Annotated in this window: 19 protein-coding genes; 12 read left to right on the top strand and 7 right to left on the bottom strand. The window is 69.3% G+C overall.

Going from position 1 to position 20818, the window contains the following annotated elements:
* Window positions 1-3: 3 nt before the first annotated feature.
* The 4 genes from kdpB to ACPEH1_RS06450 are packed head-to-tail and all read left to right on the top strand — an operon-like array spanning window position 4 to window position 6100.
* On the top strand, window positions 4-2055 hold the full coding sequence (kdpB, locus tag ACPEH1_RS06465; RefSeq protein WP_017355706.1) for a potassium-transporting ATPase subunit KdpB: 2052 nt from the start codon (window positions 4-6) through the stop codon (window positions 2053-2055).
* Window positions 2052-2702: a potassium-transporting ATPase subunit KdpC gene (gene kdpC / locus ACPEH1_RS06460; RefSeq protein WP_136006810.1), complete on the top strand. Its 651-nt coding sequence runs from the start codon at window positions 2052-2054 to the stop codon at window positions 2700-2702. Before kdpB ends, kdpC begins: the two co-directional genes overlap by 4 nt.
* A 37-nt stretch (window positions 2703-2739) precedes the next feature.
* Window positions 2740-5400, top strand: coding sequence for an ATP-binding protein (locus ACPEH1_RS06455; RefSeq protein WP_423715472.1), 2661 nt, complete (start codon window positions 2740-2742; stop codon window positions 5398-5400).
* On the top strand, window positions 5381-6100 hold the full coding sequence (locus ACPEH1_RS06450; RefSeq protein ID WP_082316455.1) for a response regulator transcription factor: 720 nt from the start codon (window positions 5381-5383) through the stop codon (window positions 6098-6100). Before ACPEH1_RS06455 ends, ACPEH1_RS06450 begins: the two co-directional genes overlap by 20 nt.
* Before the next feature lie 58 nt (window positions 6101-6158).
* Here the strand turns inward: ACPEH1_RS06450 and ACPEH1_RS06445 are convergent, their stop codons facing one another.
* From ACPEH1_RS06445 to coaBC, 3 genes are read right to left on the bottom strand one after another with little or no spacing between them, the layout of a single operon-like run.
* Window positions 6159-8501, bottom strand: a complete 2343-nt coding sequence (locus ACPEH1_RS06445; RefSeq protein WP_153165409.1) for a phosphomannomutase/phosphoglucomutase — start codon at window positions 8499-8501, stop codon at window positions 6159-6161.
* 15 nt (window positions 8502-8516) lie between these two features.
* On the bottom strand, window positions 8517-8990 hold the full coding sequence (dut, locus tag ACPEH1_RS06440; protein ID WP_017357444.1) for a dUTP diphosphatase: 474 nt from the start codon (window positions 8988-8990) through the stop codon (window positions 8517-8519).
* A complete protein-coding gene (gene coaBC / locus ACPEH1_RS06435) occupies window positions 8987-10243 on the bottom strand; it encodes a bifunctional phosphopantothenoylcysteine decarboxylase/phosphopantothenate--cysteine ligase CoaBC (protein WP_017357445.1) in 1257 nt (418 codons plus the stop codon). The genes dut and coaBC overlap by 4 nt, the downstream gene beginning before the upstream one ends.
* A gap of 342 nt (window positions 10244-10585) precedes the next feature.
* Between coaBC and radC the strand changes: the two genes are divergently transcribed.
* From radC to ACPEH1_RS06410, 5 genes are all read left to right on the top strand, one after another.
* Window positions 10586-11284: a RadC family protein gene (gene radC, locus ACPEH1_RS06430; protein WP_037591786.1), complete on the top strand. Its 699-nt coding sequence runs from the start codon at window positions 10586-10588 to the stop codon at window positions 11282-11284.
* A gap of 147 nt (window positions 11285-11431) precedes the next feature.
* Window positions 11432-13120: an arginine--tRNA ligase gene (gene argS, locus ACPEH1_RS06425; RefSeq protein ID WP_017357447.1), complete on the top strand. Its 1689-nt coding sequence runs from the start codon at window positions 11432-11434 to the stop codon at window positions 13118-13120.
* A gap of 18 nt (window positions 13121-13138) precedes the next feature.
* A complete protein-coding gene (locus ACPEH1_RS06420; RefSeq protein ID WP_136006801.1) occupies window positions 13139-14020 on the top strand; it encodes an SPOR domain-containing protein in 882 nt (293 codons plus the stop codon).
* Window positions 14021-14129: 109 nt separating this feature from the next.
* Window positions 14130-14912, top strand: coding sequence for a helix-turn-helix domain-containing protein (locus ACPEH1_RS06415; RefSeq protein WP_423715471.1), 783 nt, complete (start codon window positions 14130-14132; stop codon window positions 14910-14912).
* Between the two features lie 71 nt (window positions 14913-14983).
* Window positions 14984-15340 (top strand): VOC family protein, encoded by a 357-nt coding sequence (locus tag ACPEH1_RS06410; protein WP_017357045.1) that lies wholly within the window; start codon window positions 14984-14986, stop codon window positions 15338-15340.
* 72 nt (window positions 15341-15412) lie between these two features.
* Here ACPEH1_RS06410 and ACPEH1_RS06405 read toward each other — a convergent pair whose 3' ends face one another.
* Window positions 15413-16162 carry an SDR family NAD(P)-dependent oxidoreductase gene (locus ACPEH1_RS06405; protein WP_153165413.1) on the bottom strand — a complete coding sequence of 250 codons (750 nt, stop codon included), beginning with the start codon at window positions 16160-16162 and terminating at the stop codon, window positions 15413-15415.
* 39 nt (window positions 16163-16201) lie between these two features.
* The gene (locus ACPEH1_RS06400) at window positions 16202-16741 is read right to left on the bottom strand and encodes a hypothetical protein (RefSeq protein ID WP_229296571.1); all 540 of its coding nucleotides are present in this window, start codon (window positions 16739-16741) and stop codon (window positions 16202-16204) included.
* 102 nt (window positions 16742-16843) lie between these two features.
* Between ACPEH1_RS06400 and ACPEH1_RS06395 the strand changes: the two genes are divergently transcribed.
* Window positions 16844-17314 (top strand): DUF1456 family protein, encoded by a 471-nt coding sequence (locus ACPEH1_RS06395; RefSeq protein WP_017357042.1) that lies wholly within the window; start codon window positions 16844-16846, stop codon window positions 17312-17314.
* Here ACPEH1_RS06395 and ACPEH1_RS06390 read toward each other — a convergent pair.
* A complete protein-coding gene (locus tag ACPEH1_RS06390) occupies window positions 17280-18215 on the bottom strand; it encodes a LysR family transcriptional regulator (RefSeq protein WP_136006796.1) in 936 nt (311 codons plus the stop codon). The two genes, ACPEH1_RS06395 and ACPEH1_RS06390, sit on opposite strands and share 35 nt — an antisense overlap.
* Window positions 18216-18327: 112 nt before the next feature.
* Here ACPEH1_RS06390 and ACPEH1_RS06385 point away from each other — a divergent pair, with 112 nt between their 5' ends.
* Entirely contained in the window at window positions 18328-19503 is a 1176-nt protein-coding gene (locus ACPEH1_RS06385) for an MFS transporter (protein WP_017357040.1), read from the top strand.
* 46 nt (window positions 19504-19549) lie between these two features.
* Here ACPEH1_RS06385 and ACPEH1_RS06380 read toward each other — a convergent pair whose 3' ends face one another.
* Entirely contained in the window at window positions 19550-20188 is a 639-nt protein-coding gene (locus tag ACPEH1_RS06380; protein WP_423715476.1) for a TorF family putative porin, read from the bottom strand.
* 240 nt (window positions 20189-20428) lie between these two features.
* Between ACPEH1_RS06380 and ACPEH1_RS06375 the strand changes: the two genes are divergently transcribed.
* On the top strand, window positions 20429-20818 hold the full coding sequence (locus ACPEH1_RS06375) for a DUF6165 family protein (RefSeq protein ID WP_017357038.1): 390 nt from the start codon (window positions 20429-20431) through the stop codon (window positions 20816-20818).

Below are 20818 nucleotides of genomic sequence, written 5' to 3'. Positions count from 1 at the left end.
CCCATGAGTACCTATCCGTTGAATGCTTCCACCCACCGCCACCCGCGCCTGCTCGACGGCGCCGGCTGGCGGCGCGCCCTGCGCGATGCGGTCATCAAGCTCTCGCCCCGGCACCTGCTGCACAGCCCGGTGATGGCCGTGGTGATGGTCGGCACCGTGGTCAGCCTGCTGGTGACCCTGACCGGCAACGCGCCGCTGGGCTTCGGCCTGGCGGTCACCGGCATCCTGCTGCTGACCGTGCTGTTCGGCAACTTCGCCGAGGCCGTCGCCGAGGCGCGCGGCCGTGGCCAGGCCGCATCGCTGCGCCGTGCCCGCCAGGACCTGACCGCGCGGCGCCTGGCCGCCGCGCATGCCGGTGCGGCCGAAACGCATGTCCCGGCCGCCGAGCTGCGTCCCGGCGACCATGTGATCGTCAGCTCTGGTGAACTGGTGCCGGCCGATGGCGAGATCGTGCAGGGGCTGGCCACCATCAACGAAGCGGCCGTGACCGGCGAATCGGCGCCGGTGCTGCGCGAGGCCGGCACCGACCGCAGCGGCGTGATCGGCGGCACCAAGGTGCTGTCCGACCAGATCGTGGTGCGCATCACCGCCGAGCCCGGCCACAGCTTCCTGGACCGCATGATCGCGCTGGTCGAAGGCGCCAACCGCCAGAAGACCCCCAACGAGATCGCGCTGACCCTGCTGCTGGCGGCGATGACGCTGACGTTCCTGGTGGTGGTGGCGACCCTGCCGGCGATCGGTGCGTTCGTTGGCGTGAAGGTCGACCCGCTGCTGCTGATCGCGCTGCTGGTGTGCCTGATCCCCACCACCATCGGCGGGCTGCTGCCGGCCATCGGCATCGCCGGCATGAACCGTGCGCTGGCGGCCAATGTGCTGGCCAAGTCCGGCAAGGCGGTCGAAGTGGCCGGTGACGTGGACGTGCTGCTGCTGGACAAGACCGGCACCATCACCCACGGCGACCGCCAGGCCACCCACTTCCATGCGCTGGCCGGCATCGATGCGCCCCAACTGCGCGAGGCCGCGTTGCTGTCCTCGCTGGCCGACCCGACCCCGGAAGGCAAATCGGTCGTGCGCCTGGCACGCGAACAGGGCTGCACCACGGCCGAGCCGGCCCAGGCGCAGTACCTGGCCTTCACCGCGCAGACCCGCATGTCCGGCGTGGACCTGGACGGCGGCCGGCGTATCCGCAAGGGCGCTGCCGATGCGATCACCGCCTACGTGCGCGAGCTTGGCGGCACGGTGCCGGCTGAACTGCCCGGACGCGTGGAACAGGTGGCGCGCAACGGCGCCACCCCGCTGGTGGTGTGCGAAGGGCGGCACGTGCTGGGCGTGATCGAGCTGTCGGACGTGGTCAAGCACGGCATGCGCGAAAAGTTCGCCCAACTGCGTGCGATGGGCATCCGCACGGTGATGATCACCGGTGACAACCCGCTCACCGCCGCAGCGATTGCGGCCGAAGCCGGCGTCGACGACTACATCGCCGAGGCCCGCCCCGAGGACAAGCTGGCGCGCATCCGTGCCGAGCAGGCCGGCGGACGGCTGGTGGCGATGGTCGGCGATGGCACCAACGACGCCCCCGCGCTGGCCCAGGCCGACATCGGCCTGGCGATGAACTCGGGCACGCAGGCCGCCAAAGAGGCCGGCAACATGGTCGACCTGGATTCGGACCCGGCCAAGCTGCTGGCGGTGGTGGAAGTGGGCAAGCAGCAGCTGATCACGCGCGGCGCGCTGACCACCTTCTCGCTGGCCAACGATGTGTCCAAGTACTTCGCGATCCTGCCGGCGCTGTTCGCCGCAACGCTGCCGGCAATGGCCACGTTGAACGTGATGCACCTGTCCAGCCCGCGCAACGCGGTGCTGGCGGCGCTGATCTTCAACGCGCTGGTGATCCCCGCGCTGATTCCGCTGGCCCTGCGCGGCGTGCGCTTCCGCCCGGCCACGGCGACCACGCTGCTGCGCCGGAACATGCTGGTGTATGGGCTGGGCGGCGTGCTGCTGCCGTTCGCGGCCATCAAGTTGATCGACCTCCTCCTCGTCTCGGTATTCGGCGTATGAACCGCTCGCTCGCTTCGTCCCTCTCTCCCGCGTCGCCGTCCCGCGCGACCGCCACCTCCACCCTGCAGCAGGACGGCGCGTGGCGTCCGGCGATCGTGCTGGGCCTGGGCAGCCTGCTGCTGCTCGGGCTGGCCTACGCGGTGGTCGCCACCAGCGCCAGCCGGCTGCTGTTCCCGGCGCAGGCCGATGGCAGCCTGCTGCTTCGCGATGGCCAGGTGCGCGGCTCGCAGCTGATCGCCCAGCCGTTCGTGGGCGACGGCTACTTCCAGGCGCGCCCCTCGGCAGCCAACTACGACCCGATGGCCGCCGCGGGCAGCAACCTGGCGCGCAGCAACCCGGCCCTGGAGGAACGCGTGCACGAGGCGACCCAGGCGGTCGCCCTGCGCGAAGGCATCACCGTGGCCCAGGTGCCAGGCGATCTGGTGACCCAGTCCGGCGCGGGCATGGACCCGGAGCTGTCGCCGGCGGCTGCCGCCGTACAGGTGGCACGCGTGGCACGCAGCCGCGGCCTGCCCCTCGACCAGGTGCAGGCGCTGGTGAAGGCCCATACCCAAGGCCCGCAGTGGGGCGTGTTCGGGCAGCCGCGGGTCAACGTGATGACCTTGAACGCAGCGCTGGATGCGCAGCCGCCGCACGGCACGCCTTGATGCGCTGCGTACCGTTGCAGGCGCACAATCGCCACCCATGAGCGACTCCCGTACCCGCCAGGCCGATGCCCTGGTCGAAGGCCTGCAACGCGAAGCCGGCGGCAAACTCACCGTGTTCCTGGGTGCCGCGCCCGGCGTGGGCAAGACGTTCAGCATGCTCAGCCGCGCGCACGAACAGTTGCGTCGCGGCGTGGACGTGGTGATCGGGCTGGTGGAAACCCACGGGCGCGCCGAGACCTCGGCGCTGCTGGACGGGCTGCCGCAGGTGCCGCTGAGGCAGTGCGAATACCAGCACGTCGCGCTGCTGGAGATGGACCTGGATGCGATCCTCGCGCGCCGTCCGGCGCTGGTGCTGGTGGACGAGCTTGCCCACCGCAACGCGCCGGGCAGCCGCCACGAACGGCGCTGGCAGGACGTGATGGAACTGCTGGAAGCGGGCATCGACGTCTGGACCACGGTCAACATCCAGCATCTGGAAAGCCTGAACGACGTGGTCATGCGCATCACCGGCGTGCGGGTCGGCGAGACCGTTCCCGATGCGGTGCTGGACCGCCTGCATGACATCGTGCTGGTGGACCTGCCGCCGCGCGAGCTGATCGAGCGCCTGCAGCAGGGCAAGGTGTACGTGCCCGAACAGGCGGCGCAGGCACTGCAGGCCTTCTTCTCTCCGGCCAACCTGACCGCATTGCGCGAGCTGGCCATGCAGGAGGCGGCCGACCGGGTCGACAGCAGCCTGCGCGAGACCCGCGCCGCGCGCGGCGAAGGCAACCTGCCGCTGCGTCGCCGCGTGCTGGTGGCAATCGATGGCGGCGGCCAGAGCGAGTACCTGGTGCGGATCGGGCGACGCATCGCCGAGCGCCGCGATGCGCCCTGGACGGTGGTGACCGTACAGGGCCGCCGCCAGGATGAGGAGACGCGGCGCGAAATCGATGCCGCGTTCGCGCTCGCGCGCCGGCTGGGAGGCGAGGCCGAGCTGCTGCACGGCAACAGCATTGCCGATGCGCTGCTCGACCATGCCGCGCACAACAGCGTGTCCACCCTGGTGCTGGGCCGCACCCGCGAGCGGCCGGTGGCACGGATGCTCAACCGCACCCTCACCCAGCAGTTGATCCAGCGCGGCGCGCATTACGAGATCACCATCATCGGCACGCCGCAGGCCCGTGCCCGCGCACGCCGCTCCGGGCTGGCCATCGCCAACCGCAGCGCCGGCCAGGACATGCTGCTGGCGGTGGGCGCCACCACGCTGGCGTGCCTGGTGGCGCTGTTCGCCGAGCGCTGGGTGGGCCTGTATGACCTGTCGATGGTGTTCATCGTGGCGGTGGTGATGGTGGCCGCGCGCAGCCGCACCAGTGCAGCAGTGATCGCCGCGGCGCTGTGTTTCCTGGCGTACAACTTCTTCTTCATCGCCCCGCGCTTCACGTTCGCCATCAGCGCGCGACAGGGCGTGATCACCGTCTTCCTGTTCCTTGCCGCCGCGCTGGTCGCCGGCCGCCTGGCCTCGCGCCTGCGCATGCAGGTCGTGGCGTTGCGCGCGGCCAACCGGCATGCCCATGCGCGGCAGGCGCTGGGACGCGAGCTGACCCGCGCACCGAGCAACGAGCAGGTTGCCCAGGCCGGCCGGGAAGCGCTGGAGCAGGCCCTGGATGCGCCGGCGTGGCTGCGCATCGGCCAGGACACCAGCACCAGTGGCAGCGCCGCGCCCGGTGACACCGACCTGGCCGCCGCGGACTGGGCTTTCCGCCACGGACAGCCCAGCGGCCGCTTCACCAATACCCTGGCCGGCGCGGAGTGGTGGTTCCTGCCGCTGCTGGATGGCGAGGACCGCGCGATTGGCGTGGCCGGCATGCGCTTTCCGCGCACCACCGCGCGGCTGGCGCCCGAGCAGCGCCAGCTGGCGGCGGCGATGGTGGACGACATCGCCCAGGCCGCGCTGCGCACGCAGCTGGTGGCCGACCTGGAAACCGCGCATGTCAGCAACGAGACCGAGCGCCTGCGCTCGGCGCTGCTGTCGTCGGTATCCCACGACCTGCGCTCGCCACTGGCCGCGATGATCGGCTCGGCCGACAGTCTCTCCAGCTATGCCGACGCGATGGACGCCACCGACCGCCGCGCGCTGCTGGACACCATCCTGATCGAAGGCGAGCGGCTGGACCGGTACATCCAGAACCTGCTGGACATGACCCGGCTCGGCCACGATGGCCTGAAGATCAATCGCGACTGGATCGGCGTGGATGAACTGGTCGGCTCGGCCGCACGCCGCCTGCAGCGCTACCAGCCCGAGGTGCAGCTGAAACTGGACATTCCCGCCACGCTCGCGCCGATCTGGGTACATCCGGCGCTGGTTGAGCAGGCGGTGTTCAACGTGATGGAAAACGCGGCCAAGTTCTCCCCGCCCGGTGCGGCGGTGGAGGTGCAGGCACGGCTGGTGGAGGGCGAGCTGCGCATCGATGTGCTCGATGCCGGCCCGGGCATTCCCGACGAGGAACGCGCGCGCATCTTCGACATGTTCTACAGCGTGGAACGCGGCGACCGGGGGCGCCACGGCACCGGGCTGGGCCTGACCATCTGCCAGGGCATGATCGGCGCGCATGGTGGGAGCGTGCAGGCGCTGCCGGGGCGCGATGGACGCGGTACCCTGATCCGCATCACGCTGCCGCTGCTGCAACCTCACCCTGCCGATGACAACGACGACTCCTGACCCCTCTTCCGGCGTGCCGCCCGCACGTGTGCTGGTGATCGACGACGAAGCGCAGATCCGCCGCTTCCTCGACATCAGCCTGCGCGCTCAAGGGTATGTGGTCCAGCAGGCCGCGACCGGCCAGGATGGGCTGGCGTTGCTGGCCACCGGCGGCAGCGACCTGGTGATCCTGGACATCGGCCTGCCGGACATGGAAGGCCACGAGGTGCTGGCCGAGCTGCGCCAGTGGAGCCAGGTGCCGGTGATCATGCTGACCGTGCGCGCCGGTGAGGCGGAGAAGGTGCGGGCGCTGGACAACGGCGCCAATGACTACGTGACCAAGCCGTTCGGCACCCAGGAGCTGATGGCCCGCGTGCGGGCACTGCTGCGTTCGCGCACGGTATCCGGCGACGGCGCCCTCCCGCATTTCGACGACGGGCACCTGCACATCGACCTGGCGCGCCGGGAGGTGCACCTGGACGGCGTGCCGGTGGCGCTGACGCGCAAGGAATACGCGCTGCTGTCGCTGCTGCTGCGCAATGCCGGGCGCGTGGTGACCCAGCCCCAGATCCTGGCGGAGATCTGGGGACCCACCCACCAGCACGACACGCACTACCTGCGCATTCTGGTCGGCAAGCTGCGCCACAAGCTGGGCGATTCCGCACTGGACTCGCGCTATCTGTTTACCGAACCGGGCGTGGGTCTGCGGTTCAAAGGGTGATGGCCGACCACAGGTCGGGCATCACCCGGCAGGTACCGACCGCCGGCCGGTACACCGTCTAGAAACCCAGCTCCACACCCGGCAGCAGCGGCTGCAGCTGGGCGCGGAACAAGGCCTTGATCCGCTCCAGCGCCGCCTCGTCGTCGGCCTCGAAACGCAGCACCAGCACCGGCGTGGTGTTGGATGCGCGCACCAGGCCCCACCCGTCCGGGAAGTCCGCGCGCAGGCCATCGATGGTGGACAGGCGCGCACCGATGAACGGCGACTCCTCCCCCTGCGCGGCCGATACGAACAGCGACACCAGCGCATGCGGCGTGCCCGATTCGACCGGCACCTTCAGTTCCGGCGTGGACACGCTGTCGGGCAGTTCCTCGAATACCTCCGACGGCGACTCATCGCGCTGGGCCAGGATTTCCAGCAGACGCGCGGCCGCATACAGGCCGTCATCGAAGCCGAACCAGCGTTCCTTGAAGAAGAAGTGCCCGCTCATCTCGCCGGCCAGTTCGGCGTCGGTCTCGCGCATTTTGGCCTTCATCAGCGAATGGCCGGTCTTCCACATCAGCGGGCTGCCGCCATTGCGCAGCACGTAGTCGGACAGCTTGCCGCTGCACTTCACGTCGTAGATCACCAGCGCACCCGGGTTGCGCATCAGCACATCGGCGGCGAACAGCATCAGCAGGCGATCTGCGTAGATGATCTTTCCTTCACGGGTGACCACGCCCAGGCGGTCGCCATCGCCATCGAAGGCCAGGCCGATGTCCGCGTCAAACCGCTTCACGGTCTGGATCAGGTCATCCAGATTGCGCGGGTCGCTCGGATCAGGGTGATGATTCGGGAAGGTGCCATCCACATCGCAGTACAGGGGAATGACGTCGGCACCGATCGCCTCCAGCAGCGGCTGGGCCAGCTCACCGGCCACACCGTTGCCGGCATCGGCCACGACTTTGAGCGGGCGGTCCAGCTGCACATCGTCGGCGATGCGCTGGATATAGTCGGCATTGACCTCGCGGGTCTGGAAACTGCCCGGCTCGGCGGCGACATGCAGCTGGCCCTCGCGGATGCGCTGGTACAGCTCGGTGATCGCATCGCCGGACAGCGTCTCGCCGCCCACCACGATCTTGAACCCGTTGTAGTCCGGCGGGTTGTGGCTGCCGGTAACCGCCACGCAGCTGCCGGCGCGCAGGTGGTAGCTGGCGAAGTACACCACCGGCGTGGGCGCCAGGCCGATGTCGATGACATCGCAACCGGCGCGGCGCAGGCCTTCGATCAGCCCGGCGGTCAGATCCGGTCCGGACAGACGGCCATCGCGGCCGACCACGATCTCGCGCAGCCCCTGTACCTGCAGCACCGAGCCGATCGCCTGGCCGATCAGCGCCGCCACCTTCGGTGTCAGGTCGCGGCCGACCACGCCACGGATGTCGTAGGCGCGGAAGATCTCCGCGGCAATGTCCTCGGCCGGTACCTGCGGCACCGGCGGCGGCGGCGTTCCGCTGCCGGCAGCCGGGACGAGCGGCGCCTGTTCCAGGCTCTCGCGCAGCGTGGGGCCCTCGCCCTGCTCATCGGTGCCGGCAACGCGGCGTCGCGGCAGCTGCACCTTGCCCTTGCCGAGCAGCAGCAGGCCGGCCATCGCCAGCAACAGCAGCGCCACCACCCCGCTCGGGATCGGGCCCAGGCCCATCGGGCCCGGCTCCACATCCGGCACGGCGGCGGCCAGGCGGAACCCGCTTGCGCCGATCGGCCGTGCCAACGCTTCGGCACCGCCCGCCATCTCGCTGGCGCCCTGCTCGATCACGTTGAAGGTGCCCTGGCGCAGCGCCAGGTAGCCGGCCGACGGCACCTGCACGGCATCGAAGGCGCTGGTCAGGCGCAGCAGCGGCTGGCGCACGTACACCACCGCCGGCGTCTGCTGGCCCAGCGTGACCCTGCTGGCCAGGCCCAGCCGCTGGCCGCCGGCATCGCGCACCACGCGCAGCACGGTCTTGCCATCATCGTCGGCAAGGGCCGCTTCAAGCAGCGCCAGGCGCGAGTAGCCAAAGGCCTTCGGGTCGGCGTAGGCCGCATCCAGGCCGGCGTCCAGCACCTGCACCTCTTCCACGCCCGGCCAGCCTTCGCGGATGGCCACGGCGCTGGCCTCGGCATCGCCGCTGGCCAGGGCCGCACCCACGCGCTCGCTCTTGAGCACCTTCTGCAGCTGCGCCGCCTGTGAGGTCAGTGCTGCCTGCAGGCCCTGCACCACGGCATCGCGCGATGCCTCCAGCGTCTGGCCCACCGAGGCCTGCCGCCACTGCCGCACACCGCTGTAGCCGAACCAGATCGCCAGCAGCACCAGCGCACCGGCCAGCAACGGTGCCGAGCGTCCGATCGCCAACGGTGACTGTCCTTCCGCCTTCGCCTTGCTCATGGATGCTTTCCCCTGTCAGCGCACCCCGGTATGGCCGAATCCACCCGTTCCCCTGGCGCTGTCGCTGAAAGTATCCACTACCTGCAGGCCCACGCGTGCAATCGGCAGCACCACCAGCTGCGCGATGCGATCGCCCGGCTGCAGGGTGAAGGGTTCGCGCCCCCGGTTCCAGGCGCTGATCAGCAGCGGGCCCTGGTAATCGGCATCGATCAGCCCGGTACCGTTGCCCAGCACGATGCCGTGGCGATGGCCCAGCCCGGAGCGCGGCAGCACCACGGCGGCCAGGTTCGGATCGGCGATGTGGATGGCGATGCCGCTGGGAATCAGCGCCGTGTCGCCCGGTTGCAGGGTCAGCTCGGTTTCCAGCGCCGCACGCAGATCCAGGCCGGCGCTGTGTTCGGTGGCGTAGGCCGGCAGCGGCCAGGTATCGCCGAAGCGCGGGTCGAGCAACTTCACCTGCAGCGGCTGCAGGGTGGAATCGATGGTCATGCGTGCAACCTCTGGGCAATCAGGGACAACAGTTGTTCGGCCAGCCGGGCCTTGGAGGTACCGGGGAACGCCTGCTCCCCACCCTGCCAGTACGCGGTGGCGGCGTTTTCATCGCTTTCAAAGCCACCGTTGCTGATGCCCACCTGGTTGGCGATCACCAGGTCCAGGCGCTTGTCCACGAGCTTGCCGCGCGCGTACTTCTCCACGTCGTGGGTTTCGGCGGCAAAGCCGACCACCAGCTTGAGTGCATTGGTCTGCGCGGCCACCTCGGCCAGGATGTCCGGCGTGCGCACCAGCTCCAGCGTCAACGTCTGGGTACCGGCGGTCTTCTTCAGTTTCTGCGGGGCCACCTGGCGCGGGGTGTAATCGGACACCGCCGCCGCACCGATATAGATGTCGGCCGGCAGCGCGCCCAGCACGGCCTCGCGCATCTGCGCGGCCGAGCGTACGTCCACGCGCTGCACGCCCGGCGGCGTGGCCAGGTGCACCGGGCCGCTGACCAGCACCACCTGCGCGCCGAGGCGCGCGGCGGCGGCGGCAAGCGCATAGCCCATCTTGCCGCTGCTGCGGTTGCCCACGTAGCGCACCGGGTCCAGATCTTCATAGGTCGGGCCGGCGCTGATCAGCACACGCAGGCCCTTCAATCCGGCGGTTTCCGGATCGGCGGCGGCAGGCGCCTGCACCTGCGCCAACGCGGCCACAATGGCGTGCGCTTCGCTCAGCCGTCCCGGGCCGGATTCGCCTTCCGCCAGCGGGCCGTCTTCCGGGCCGATCACCTGGGCGCCGCGCTCGCGCAGCAGGCCGATGTTGGCCTGGGTGGCCGGGTGCTGCCACATCCGGTGGTTCATCGCCGGGCACACCGTCAGTGGCGCGGTGGTGGCCAGGCACAGCGTGGTGACCAGATCGTCGGCATGGCCGTGCGCCAGGCGTGCCAGCAGGTCGGCGGTGGCCGGGGCGACCACGACGCGATCGGCCCAGCGGGCCAGCTCGATGTGGCCCATCGCCTGCTCGGCCGCGCTGTCCCACAGCGTGGTGCGGGTGGGTTGGCCGGACAGCGCCTGGAAGCTCAGCGGCGTCACGAACTGCTGGGCACCGGCGGTCATTGCCACCTGCACCAGGGCACCGGCATCGCGCAGGCGTCTCACCAGCTCAAGCGACTTGTAGGCAGCGATGCCGCCACCCACGCACAACAACAGCTTCTGGCCTTGCAGCGGGCGCGCGGACGCCGGAGAAGCCTGGGGGGAGTCAGCCACCTGCGGATTTCCTGTCGAACTGAGGCGTTTAGCTTACCCGATGGGGTGTGGGGGGCTCATGCCCCAGGGGCATGAGAGGGGTGTTTATGGTCATGAGGGAAGGACGTTGACGTGGTGGTCAGCTGGCTGGCCTTCCTTGGCTGGGCGCGCGTGGCCAAGGCGCACGGTGATGAAGGACGCCATGCGCGGGATGCGCGCCTGCGGATGGAACAGACCGGGGGCCAAGCGGGCGAGTACACGGGCAGTGACGCAGTGCTGCGGCAGCGGATTGCCGGCATTTCCTACGCGAGCGCGGGGCCGCCGCTTATGGGCTCCCGCCGTGTTCGGGCGGACACTGCCCACATGGCAATCAAAGATTGGCTCGAACAGGATCGGCCCCGTGAAAAGCTGCTGACGCGTGGCCCGGCGGCGCTGTCGGATTCGGAGCTCCTGGCACTGTTCATCGGCAAGGGCCCGAAGGGCTCGAACGCGGTCGAGAGCGCCCGTCTGCTGCTGGACGTACACGGCCCCTTGCGGCGACTGATGGACCTGGATGCCAACACGCTCAAGAAGCTGCCGGCCCTCGGCCCCGCCAGCGCCTGCAGACTGATCGCCGCGCTTGAGCTGGCGAGCCGCCATCTTCTTGCCCAGCTCGAGCGGGGCGACAGTCTGTGCGACCCGGCGTCGGCGGGGCGCTACTTTCAGCACCGGCTGCGCTCACGTCCGCACGAAGTGTTCGCCGTCCTGTTCCTGGACACGCGCAACCGGACAGTGGCGTACGAAGAGCTGTTCTCCGGCACCATCGATGCAGCAGCCGTCTACCCCCGTGAAGTGGTCCGCCGTGCCCTGCTTCACAACGCCGCGGCCGTGATCGTGGCGCACAACCACCCGTCCGGGCATGCCGAGCCCTCCTCGGCCGACCAGCTCATCACTGCCGAACTGCAGCAGGCATTGGGCGTGGTGGGAGTACGGCTGCTGGACCATGTGGTGGTGGGGGACGGGCCGCCGGTGTCGATGGCCGAGCGCGGCTGGATCACGTCGGGCCGGCGCCGGGGGAGCTGAACGGACCGCTGCGCGGGGCCGCCCTGCCAGGCGGTCGAACCGGTTGCGTGGGACGTTCCCCGCCCTGCTCTGTCCCCGTTCAATGGATCGGGGCGGCTTCTGGGCTAAAATTACCGATTCCGCCGCTCCAGTCTCAAAGCAGGCCTTGTGAAAAATCTCCTCCGCGCCCTGATCAGCCAAGGCATCGAAGCCTTGCGCGCCAACGGCACTCTGCCGGCCGATACCCTGACCCCGGAATTCGTGGTGGAACGCCCGAAGACCCGTGAGCACGGCGATTTCGCCACCAATGCCGCGATGCTGCTGGCCAAGCCGGCGCGCAGCAATCCGCGCGCCCTGGCCCAGGCGCTGCTCGATGCGCTGCCCCAGAGCGCCGATGTGCTGCGCGTTGAGATCGCCGGCCCGGGCTTCATCAATTTCCACCTCGCCCCCAGCGCCTACCAGCGCGAAGCGGCCAGCGTGCTGAAGGAAGGGGCCGATTACGGCCACAACCTGAGCGGCAACGGCCGCACCGTGGGCGTGGAATACGTCTCGGCCAACCCGACCGGCCCGCTGCATGTGGGCCACGGCCGCGCGGCGGCGATCGGCGACTGCCTGGCCCGCCTGCTGGAAGTGAACGGCTGGAACGCCAAGCGCGAGTTCTACTACAACGACGCCGGTGTGCAGATCGAGAACCTGGCGCTGTCGACCCAGGCCCGCGCCAAGGGGCTGAAGCCCGATGACGCCGGCTGGCCGGAAGCGGGCTACCGCGGCGACTACATCGAAGACGTGGCCAAGGCCTATCTGGCCGGCGCCACGGTGGAGCTGGAAGGCCATTCGGTGGTGGGCGAGCGCGACCCGGACAACCTGGACGCGATCCGCCGCTTCGCGGTGGCCTACCTGCGCAACGAGCAGAACCAGGACCTGGCCGCGTTCGGGGTGGATTTCGACATCTACTTCCTGGAAAGCTCGCTGTACAAGGATGGCAAGGTCGAAGAGACCGTGGCCCGGCTCAATGCCGCCGGACACACGTATGAGGAAGGCGGCGCGCTGTGGCTTCGCTCCACCGACTTCGGTGACGACAAGGACCGCGTGATGCGCAAGTCCGACGGCACCTACACCTACTTCCTGCCGGACGTGGCCTACCACCTGAGCAAGTGGCAGCGCGGCTACGAGCGCGCGATCACCGAGCTGGGCGCAGACCACCACGGTTCGCTGGCGCGCGTGCGCGCGGGCCTGCAGGCGCTGGACGTGGGCATTCCCAAGGGCTGGCCGGAGTACGTGCTGCACCAGATGGTGACGGTGATGCGCGGCGGCGAGGAAGTGAAGCTGTCCAAGCGTGCCGGCAGCTACCTGACCCTGCGCGACCTGATCGAGGAAGCCGGGCGCGACGCGACCCGCTGGTTCCTGATCGCGCGCAAGCCCGATTCGCAGCTGACCTTCGATATCGACCTGGCGCGCCAGCAGAGCAACGACAACCCGGTGTTCTATGTGCAGTACGCGCATGCCCGCGTCTGCAGCCTGCTGCGCCAGGCGCAGGAAAAGGGTCTGGCCTACACGGCGAGCGAGGGACTGGCCGGGCTGACCACGCTCAACGACGACGCGTCGCTGTGGCTGATGATCGAAATGTCGCGCTTCGCGGAAGTGGTGGAAGCGGCCGGTCTGGCACTGGAACCGCACTTGATCGCGCAGTATCTGCGTGAATTGGCGCACGCGTTCCACACGTGGTATCACGGCACGCAGGTATTGGTAGCCGACGATGCCGAGCGCAATGCCAAGCTGACGCTGGCCTGCGCCGCGCGCCAGGTCCTGGCCAATGGCCTGAACATCCTGGGCGTTTCCGCCCCGGAAAAAATGTAAGCAGTGGAGAAGCAGTAAATGGCAGCACGACGCGGCAAGAGCCAGGCACGACGCAACAGCAATCAGGGCACGCCGGGATGGGTGTGGCTGGTCGCCGGTGTGGCGATTGCGGCCGTGGTGTTCCTGGCGGCACCGAACCTGTTCAAGAGCGACGGCGACGGCTTCCTGCGGGTGGGCCCGCAGCCCAACCCGGCGGCGCAGCCGGCGCCGGTGAGCGATGCCGAGACCGACGTGGGCAGCGAACTGCCCAAGCCGGGTGCGGCCAAGCCTGCGGAACCGGCCAAGCCGCCGGCCACGCAGTACGACTTCTACACCCTGCTGCCCGGCAAGGAAGTGGAAATGTCCGATGCGGAGCTGGCTGCCAGCGCGCGCGCCGAAGACCAGCGCCGCGCGAAGGCTGAAGCGCAGCGCGCACAGGCGGCGCTGGAAGGCCGTCCGGTGCCGGCTGCGCCGGCGACCACGACGGCGTCTCCTGCAGCGGCTGCCGTGGCCACCACCGCACCGGCCACGACCAGCCCGGCCCCGCTGCCGGCGCCGGTCAGCGAGCGTCCAGCGGCCAGCACCGCGCCGGCCACCGCGCCCGCACCAGTGGCAAGCACGACCCCGGCCGCACCGAAACCGACGGCCACCGCCCCGGCGACGGCCGCCGCCGAACCGGCCAACAGCAACGTGCGCTACATCCTGCAGGCGGGCGCGTTCGGGGCCTCCGGCGATGCCGAGGCGACGAAGGCCAAGCTGGCGATGATCGGATTGGCGGCACGCGTGGAATCGGCGCAGATCAACGGCAAAACCGTCTATCGCGTGCGCATGGGGCCGTATGGCAGCGCCGGCGAGTTGGCCGAGGCCAAGCAGAAGCTGGATGGCACCGGGCTGCAGGCGATGGCGATCAAGGCGCAGTAACCGCGCGCGGGTGTTCCCACGGGCATTCGAAACGCCGGCCGCAGGTCGGCGTTTCTTTTTGTGCGAGGCGAACGATGGCCCGCACGCGCCGCTGCGCTATCGTCGGCACATGCCATTTACTTCTGACCCTGCTGACCCTCCCGGCATTGCCGGCGCCACTGGCCGCTACCGTGAATGGACGCCGCCGGCCGGGCTGCAGGGCGACTTCGGCCAACTGTGGCGCAGCGATCTGCCGGTGGATCACGGCGGTGACGTGGCGGTGCTGCCCGACGGCTGCGTGGACGTGCTGTGGCGCGATGGCCGACTGTACGTGGTGGGGCCGGATGTGGTGGCCGCCCACCCGCAGCTGACGCCCGGTGCGCAGGTGCTGGGCGCACGCTTCCGGCCGGGCGCCGCATGTGCCTGGCTGGGGCTGCCGTTGTCGGAGATCGTGGGAACGGCGGTGGAACTGGATGCCGTGCTGGGCGTACGGGCACGGCGGATGGCGGCGCGGTTGAATGCGGTCGGCGACGCCGACGCCCGCCAGCCCCTGTTTGCACGGGAACTGGCGCTGCTGCCGCGCAGCGCGCGCGCTCCCCATCCAACGGCGGCGGCGGTATTCGCGCAGGTGCGGGGCGGTGGCACGGATCTCTCCGCCTTGGCGACGACGCTGCAGCTGAGCACGCGCAGCCTGCGCCGTCTGTGCCATGCGCAGTTCGGCTATGGGCCGAAGATGCTGGAACGCATCCTGCGCCTGCAGCGGCTGCTGGCCCTGGCACGCGCGCGACCACGCGATGGACTGGCGATGCTGGCGCTGGAGGGCGGCTACGCCGACCAGTCGCACTTGAGCCGGGAGGTACGCGCCCTGACCGGGATCGGGGCGGCCGCGCTCTGCGCCCGGTGGCGTGACTGACTGGCCGTTTTGTTCAATACCGCTACGCTGCGACCGACGATGCTGGACCTTCCTTCACCACGAGACCCTCCATGAGCAATACACACGGCAACGACCGCCGCATCGACAACATCGAATTCAACGTCGGCGATATCGCCCGCAGCAAGGCGTTTTACGGCACCGTATTCGGCTGGACATTCACCGACTACGGCCCGGCCTACACCGAGTTCAACGATGGGCGCCTGTGCGGTGGTTTCACCACCGGCGAGCCGGTGGTGCCCGGTGGCCCGCTGGTGATTCTGTACGCCGACGATCTGGCAGCCACCCAGCAGCGCCTGGAAGCGGCCGGCGCCATCATCAGCAAACCGGTATTCGCCTTCCCCGGCGGGCGACGCTTCCATTTCCGCGACCCGGACGGCTACGAGCTGGCGGTGTGGACGGCAGCATGACGCCAGCCCGCCACGGGTAGAGCCGACCGTTGGTCGGCTCTCCCGGAGGAGCGCGCAGGTGCCCTGGCATCCTCAGTCGCGCGCGACCTGGAAGCCGGCGAACGACTGGCTGACCGGCATCACCTCGAGGCGGTTGATGTTGAGGTGTGCCGGGAGGTTGGCAACCCACAGGATCTGCTCGGCGATATCGTCGGCGGTCATGGGGTTTGCCCCGGTGTAGAGCGTGTCCGAGGCGGCCTGGTTGCCGTGGGTGCGCACCAGGGTGAACTCGGTTTCGGCCATGCCCGGTTCGATGGTGGTCACACGCACGCCGGTGCCGTGCAGGTCCGAACGCAGACCCAGCGAGAACTGGCTGACGAACGCCTTGGTGCCGCCGTAGGCATTGCCGCCGGGGTACGGATACACCCCCGCCACCGAGCTGATGTTGATGATCGCGCCCTTGCGCGCCACCAGCTGCGGCAGCAGGCGGTGGGTCAGGGTGACCAGGGCGGTGACATTGGTGTCGATCATGGTGCGCCAGTCGTCCAGCGAGGCGCTCTGTGCCGGAGCGGTGCCCTGGGCCAGGCCGGCATTGTTGACCAGCAGGTCGATGGCGGCGAAGTCCGCCGGCAGGGCGGCCAGCGCGGCCTCCATCGCGGCGGTGTCGCGCACGTCGAAGACGGCGGCATGTACGCGCTCGGCACCATAGGCGTCAACCAGCGGCTGCAGCCGTTCGGCACGTCGCCCGGTGGCGATGACGCGCCAACCGGCCTGGGCGAAGCGATGGACGGTGGCAGCGCCAAAGCCGGAGGTGGCGCCGGTAATCAGAGCGGTACGGGTCATCGGGGTACTCCGTGGGAATCCCCTGCATTTTCGCACCGATCAGCGGATGCGGAACACGCGCGCCTTGGGCAGGTCTTCATCCACCTGCAGGAACCAGCGCCCGGCGATGCCAGGTACCACCACGATGTCGGGGTTGCTGCGACTGGCCTTGAGTGTGATCTCGCCCTTGAGCACCTGCCACTGCTGGCCGTTGTCCAGGGTGAACACGGTACCGGGCGCCCAGCCATCCACCTGGCCGGTGACCTTGGCCTTGATCGGCCCGTCATCCAGGCCGGGGAACATCGCACCCGGTGCCGGACCTCCCGCGGCAGCCATCGGCGCCGCAGCCACCGGCACCGCCGGGGTGCGGGCATCGGCCTCGCGCAGCAGGCGGTTCAGAGCCTCCAGCTGAGCCGGGCTGAGCCCCACCTGCGCCAGTTCCTGCGGGTCCACGCGCGCTTCAATTGCCACATACGGGACCTGGGCGGCGGCCGTTCCGGCCAGCCACAGCATCCCCACACCCGCCACCGACTGCCACCTGCGCATTGCCTGCTCCACTGCCTGTACGGGCTCGATGGCGGCACTGTGCTTCACTTTCATGGCAGCCAGATGACAGCCACGCCGGTCGCGCCGGGCACAGAGGCCGGCAGGGGGTAAAATGGCGGCCAGCCGCGCAGCCGCGCCGGCGGTATTGGACGTCACATGATCAACAACGATGTACTGCGCAGCATCCGCTACATGCTCGACCTCAGCGACGGCATGATCGTCGACACCTGTGCCCTGGCCGATCCGGCCTTCGTGGTCGACAAGGCCGACGTGGCCGGGTGGCTGCGCAAGGAAGACGAGGAAGGCTTCGTGGCCTGCGACGACCGCACACTGGCGCACTTCCTGGACGGACTGATCGTGCACTTCCGTGGCCGCGACGAGAGCCAGCCGCTGCGCCCCGTGGAAAAGCGCATCACCAACAACCTGGTGCTGAAGAAGCTGCGCGTGGCCTTCCAGCTGAAGGACGTGGACATGCACGAGATCTTCCAGCAGGCCGGTTTCCCGGTGTCCAAGCCGGAGCTGTCGGCGCTGTTCCGCCAGCCGGACCACAAGAACTACCGTGCCTGCGGCGACCAGCTGCTGCGCAACTTCCTCAAGGGCCTGACCCTGCGCGTGCGCGGCGCCTGAGCCCCACGCCGGTACGTGGCTCCGCCTGCGGCGCCACGTGCTGCAGCAGTTCGTCCATGAACGCCCGCGCCGCCGGTGTGGGCAGTTTCGACCACACCGCATGCACGCGCCGCACCGGCGCATCCTGGATGGCGACACAGGCCACGCCGGTAAAGCCGGCGGCGATCTGCGCGGGCACGATGCCCACCGCCAGGCCCTGCTGCACGAAGCGCTCGATCAGCGACATGTGGTTGATCTCGAACGGCACCCGGTGTGGCAACCCGGCCGCGGCAAAGGCTTCGTCGGTCTGCCGGCGCGCGCCGCTGCCGTACTGGAAATCCACCAGCGGCAGCTCGGCCAGCGCGGCCAGCGACAGCCGTCTGCGGTTGGCCAGCGGGTGCGCGGGCGGCAGCACGGCCACCATCGATTCCTCGGCCAGCAGGCGATGGCAGGCGCCGTCGATGGCGGTGCCCGGCGACAGGCCGACCAGGGCGACATCCACGCGACGCTCGCGTACGTCGTCCATCAGCACTTCGCTCCTGTCCATGCGCAGACGGAATTCCACCTGCGGGTAGCGCGTGTGGAAGGCCGCGAGGCAGGCGACCAGGTCCACGGCGGTGAGCGAGGTGATCTGGCCGATGGTGAGCGTGCCGCGCACCTGGCCCGCCACGGCCGCGACGTCTTCGCGCAAATGGCGCAGCGCGTCGAGCACCTGGCGCGCGTGAGTGAGCAGGACCTCACCGGCCGGGGTGACCCGTACCTGGCGCGGCAGGCGTTCGAACAGGGTCGCCTGCAGCTCTTCTTCGAGGTGCGCGATCTGGTGGCTGAGGGCGGACTGCACCACATGGCAACGCGCGGCGGCCCGGGTGAAGCTGCGCTCTTCGGCCAGGGCCACGCAGAATTCGAGCTGTTTGAGGTTCACGCCGGCATCTCCACCACCCATCTCATTTTCAGATGCGTTGGATGATAACTATTCATTTCCATCATCACGCAGGGAGGCGGACACTGGCGTCCCCCTGAAGTCTGGAAGCCGCATGACCGCCGATGTCCACACCCCCCTGAGCCGCTGGCAGGTGCTGCTGATGGCCTTTGCCACGGGCGTGGCGGTGGCCAGCAACTACTACGCCCAGCCACTGCTGCACACCATCGCCAGTGAGTTCGGGGTGTCGTTCGGGCGCGCCGGGATGCTGGTGACGGCCGCGCAGTTGAGCTATGGCCTGGGCGTGGTGCTGCTGGTGCCGCTGGGCGACATGTTCGAGCGGCGGCGGTTGATCGTGGTGATGTCGCTGTTGTCGGCGGCCGGGCTGGTGGTGAGCGCAGTGAGCCATACGTTTGTCTGGCTGGTGGTGGGTACGGCGATCACCGGCCTGTTCTCGGTGGTGGCGCAGGTGCTGGTCCCGTTCGCGGCAACGCTGGCGCGGCCGGAAGAGCGTGGCCGGGTGGTGGGCACGGTGATGAGCGGGCTGCTGCTGGGCATCCTGCTGGCACGCACGGTGGCCGGCGCACTGTCGTCGCTGGGCGACTGGCGCTGGGTGTACTGGATGGCGGCGGGCACGCTGGTGCTCACCACGTGGGTGCTGTATCGCGTGCTGCCGCGCTTCCATCAGCACGCGGGCCTGGGCTATGGCGCGCTGCTGCGCTCGATCGGCACGCTGTTCGTGGAGGAGCCGGTGTTCCGCCTGCGCACACTGCTCGGCGCGCTGAGCTTTGCGATGTTCGCGATGTTCTGGACACCACTGGCCTTCCTGCTGGCGGGTGCGCCGTACCACTACAGCGATGCGACGATCGGGCTGTTCGGCCTGGTGGGCGCGGCAGGTACGTTGGCGGCAGGCGTGGCAGGCCGGATGGCCGACCGTGGCAAGGCGGCCCTGGCGACGACGCTGGCGCTGGTGCTGCTGGCCGCGTCGTGGCTGCCGCTGGGCTTCTCGACGCAGTCGCTGGTGGCGCTGGTGGTGGGCGTGCTGCTGCTGGACCTGGCGGCGCAGCTGCTGCACGTGAGCAACCAGAACGTGGTGTTCGCGTTGCGCCCGGAGGCGCGCAACCGGCTCAACGCGGGCTACATGACCGGGTACTTCATCGGCGGTTCGGTGGGCTCGCTGGTGTCGGCGCAGGTATACGGCGCATACGGGTGGACCGGCGTGTGCGTGACCGGCGCCGGTGTGGCGGCGATGGCGATGGCGGTATGGGCGATGGCCCGCGGGCGCGGGTAGCACCCGAGGGCAGCAGCCGACCCACGGTCGGCGCTGCCTGTTGGTGTCAGAAGGTGGTCTGCAGCGCGAACTCGACGCGGGAGCCGGCGTTGCCGGGGAACAGGCGTTGGGCGGCGCGGTCGGTGTCGTGCGCGGTCAGGCGCAGCTCCCACGGGCCGTGGACGCGCCAGACGGCGCTGAGCTGGCCATGCAGGTAGTCATCGCTCTGTGCGCTGTCGAGCCAATAGTGGCCGATGGCACCTTCAAGCCGCCACGCCTCGCCCAGCGGCAGGCGTGCGCCGAGCTGGGCATACATGCCCCCGTGGCCGCCGGCCAATGCGTTGTCCGATACGCCCACCTGCAGCCAGTAGCGCTGCTGCCAGGTCAGCGTGCCGTTGAGCTCGGTCCAGTCCAGGTCCACGTTGGCAGACGGGTACAGGTAGCGGGTCAGGTTGACGTCCACCGCCCAGTCGTTGGCCACGGCACCGCTCCACCCGGCCACCAGATCGAATTCGCTGCGTGCACCGTTGTCGGGCTGGAACGACACGCCCGAGCCCCAGGCCGAGGCATACCAGCCGCGCGAACTGGTCAGCTTCACGCCGGCCTGCGCCGCCGGATCGCCATCGCTCTGCGAACTGCCGCGCCAGACGTAATCGGAGGTCAGGCTGGCGTTGCCCTCCACTGCGGCCGCCGCCGCACCACTCATCGCCAGGCCCACCAGCAGGCCGCTGCAGCGGCGCACCAGGCGCCCTTTCACTTGTTCAACCACCACGTTTCCACTCCAGGGACGGCGGCGCCGTCGAGGCGTGCAGTGTTCCCGGGGCGGCCGTAAAGCCGCTATGGCGCACCGGCCGGATCGGCGCAAAATCGCTGTAAATCCTGCGTTTCGGGATGGCGCGAGGGGCGCGCGGTATCATGGCTGCTCCGACCTGCTGCGAGTAATCACGTGGACGCGATCCTGACCCCGGTATCGATTGGCGAGCTGATCGACAAGATCACCATCCTGGAAATCAAGGCCGAGCGCATCACCGATGCGGCCAAGAACGCCAACGTGCGCCTGGAACTGGAGGGGCTGTTGCCGCTGTGGCAGGAACTGCTGGCCGCGCAGCCGGGCCTGGAGGCGCTGAAGTCGGCGCTGAAAGTGATCAATGCCCGCATGTGGGACATCCAGGACCAGCTCCGCGACAAGGAAGCGGCCCAGGACTTCGATGCGGTGTTCATCCAGCTCGCGCGCGGTGTTTACGGCACCAATGGTGAACGCGTCAAAGTGAAGAACGAGATCAACCGCATCGCCGGCTCGCAGCTGGTCGAGGAAAAGCAGTACCAGGGCGAGTAG

This window comes from Stenotrophomonas sp. NPDC077421 (assembly GCF_049545505.1).
In the GTDB taxonomy this organism is placed as follows: domain Bacteria; phylum Pseudomonadota; class Gammaproteobacteria; order Xanthomonadales; family Xanthomonadaceae; genus Stenotrophomonas; species Stenotrophomonas nematodicola.
The sequence above is the reverse complement of the archived record's forward strand: the minus strand, read 5'-3'. Positions and strand labels throughout refer to the sequence as shown.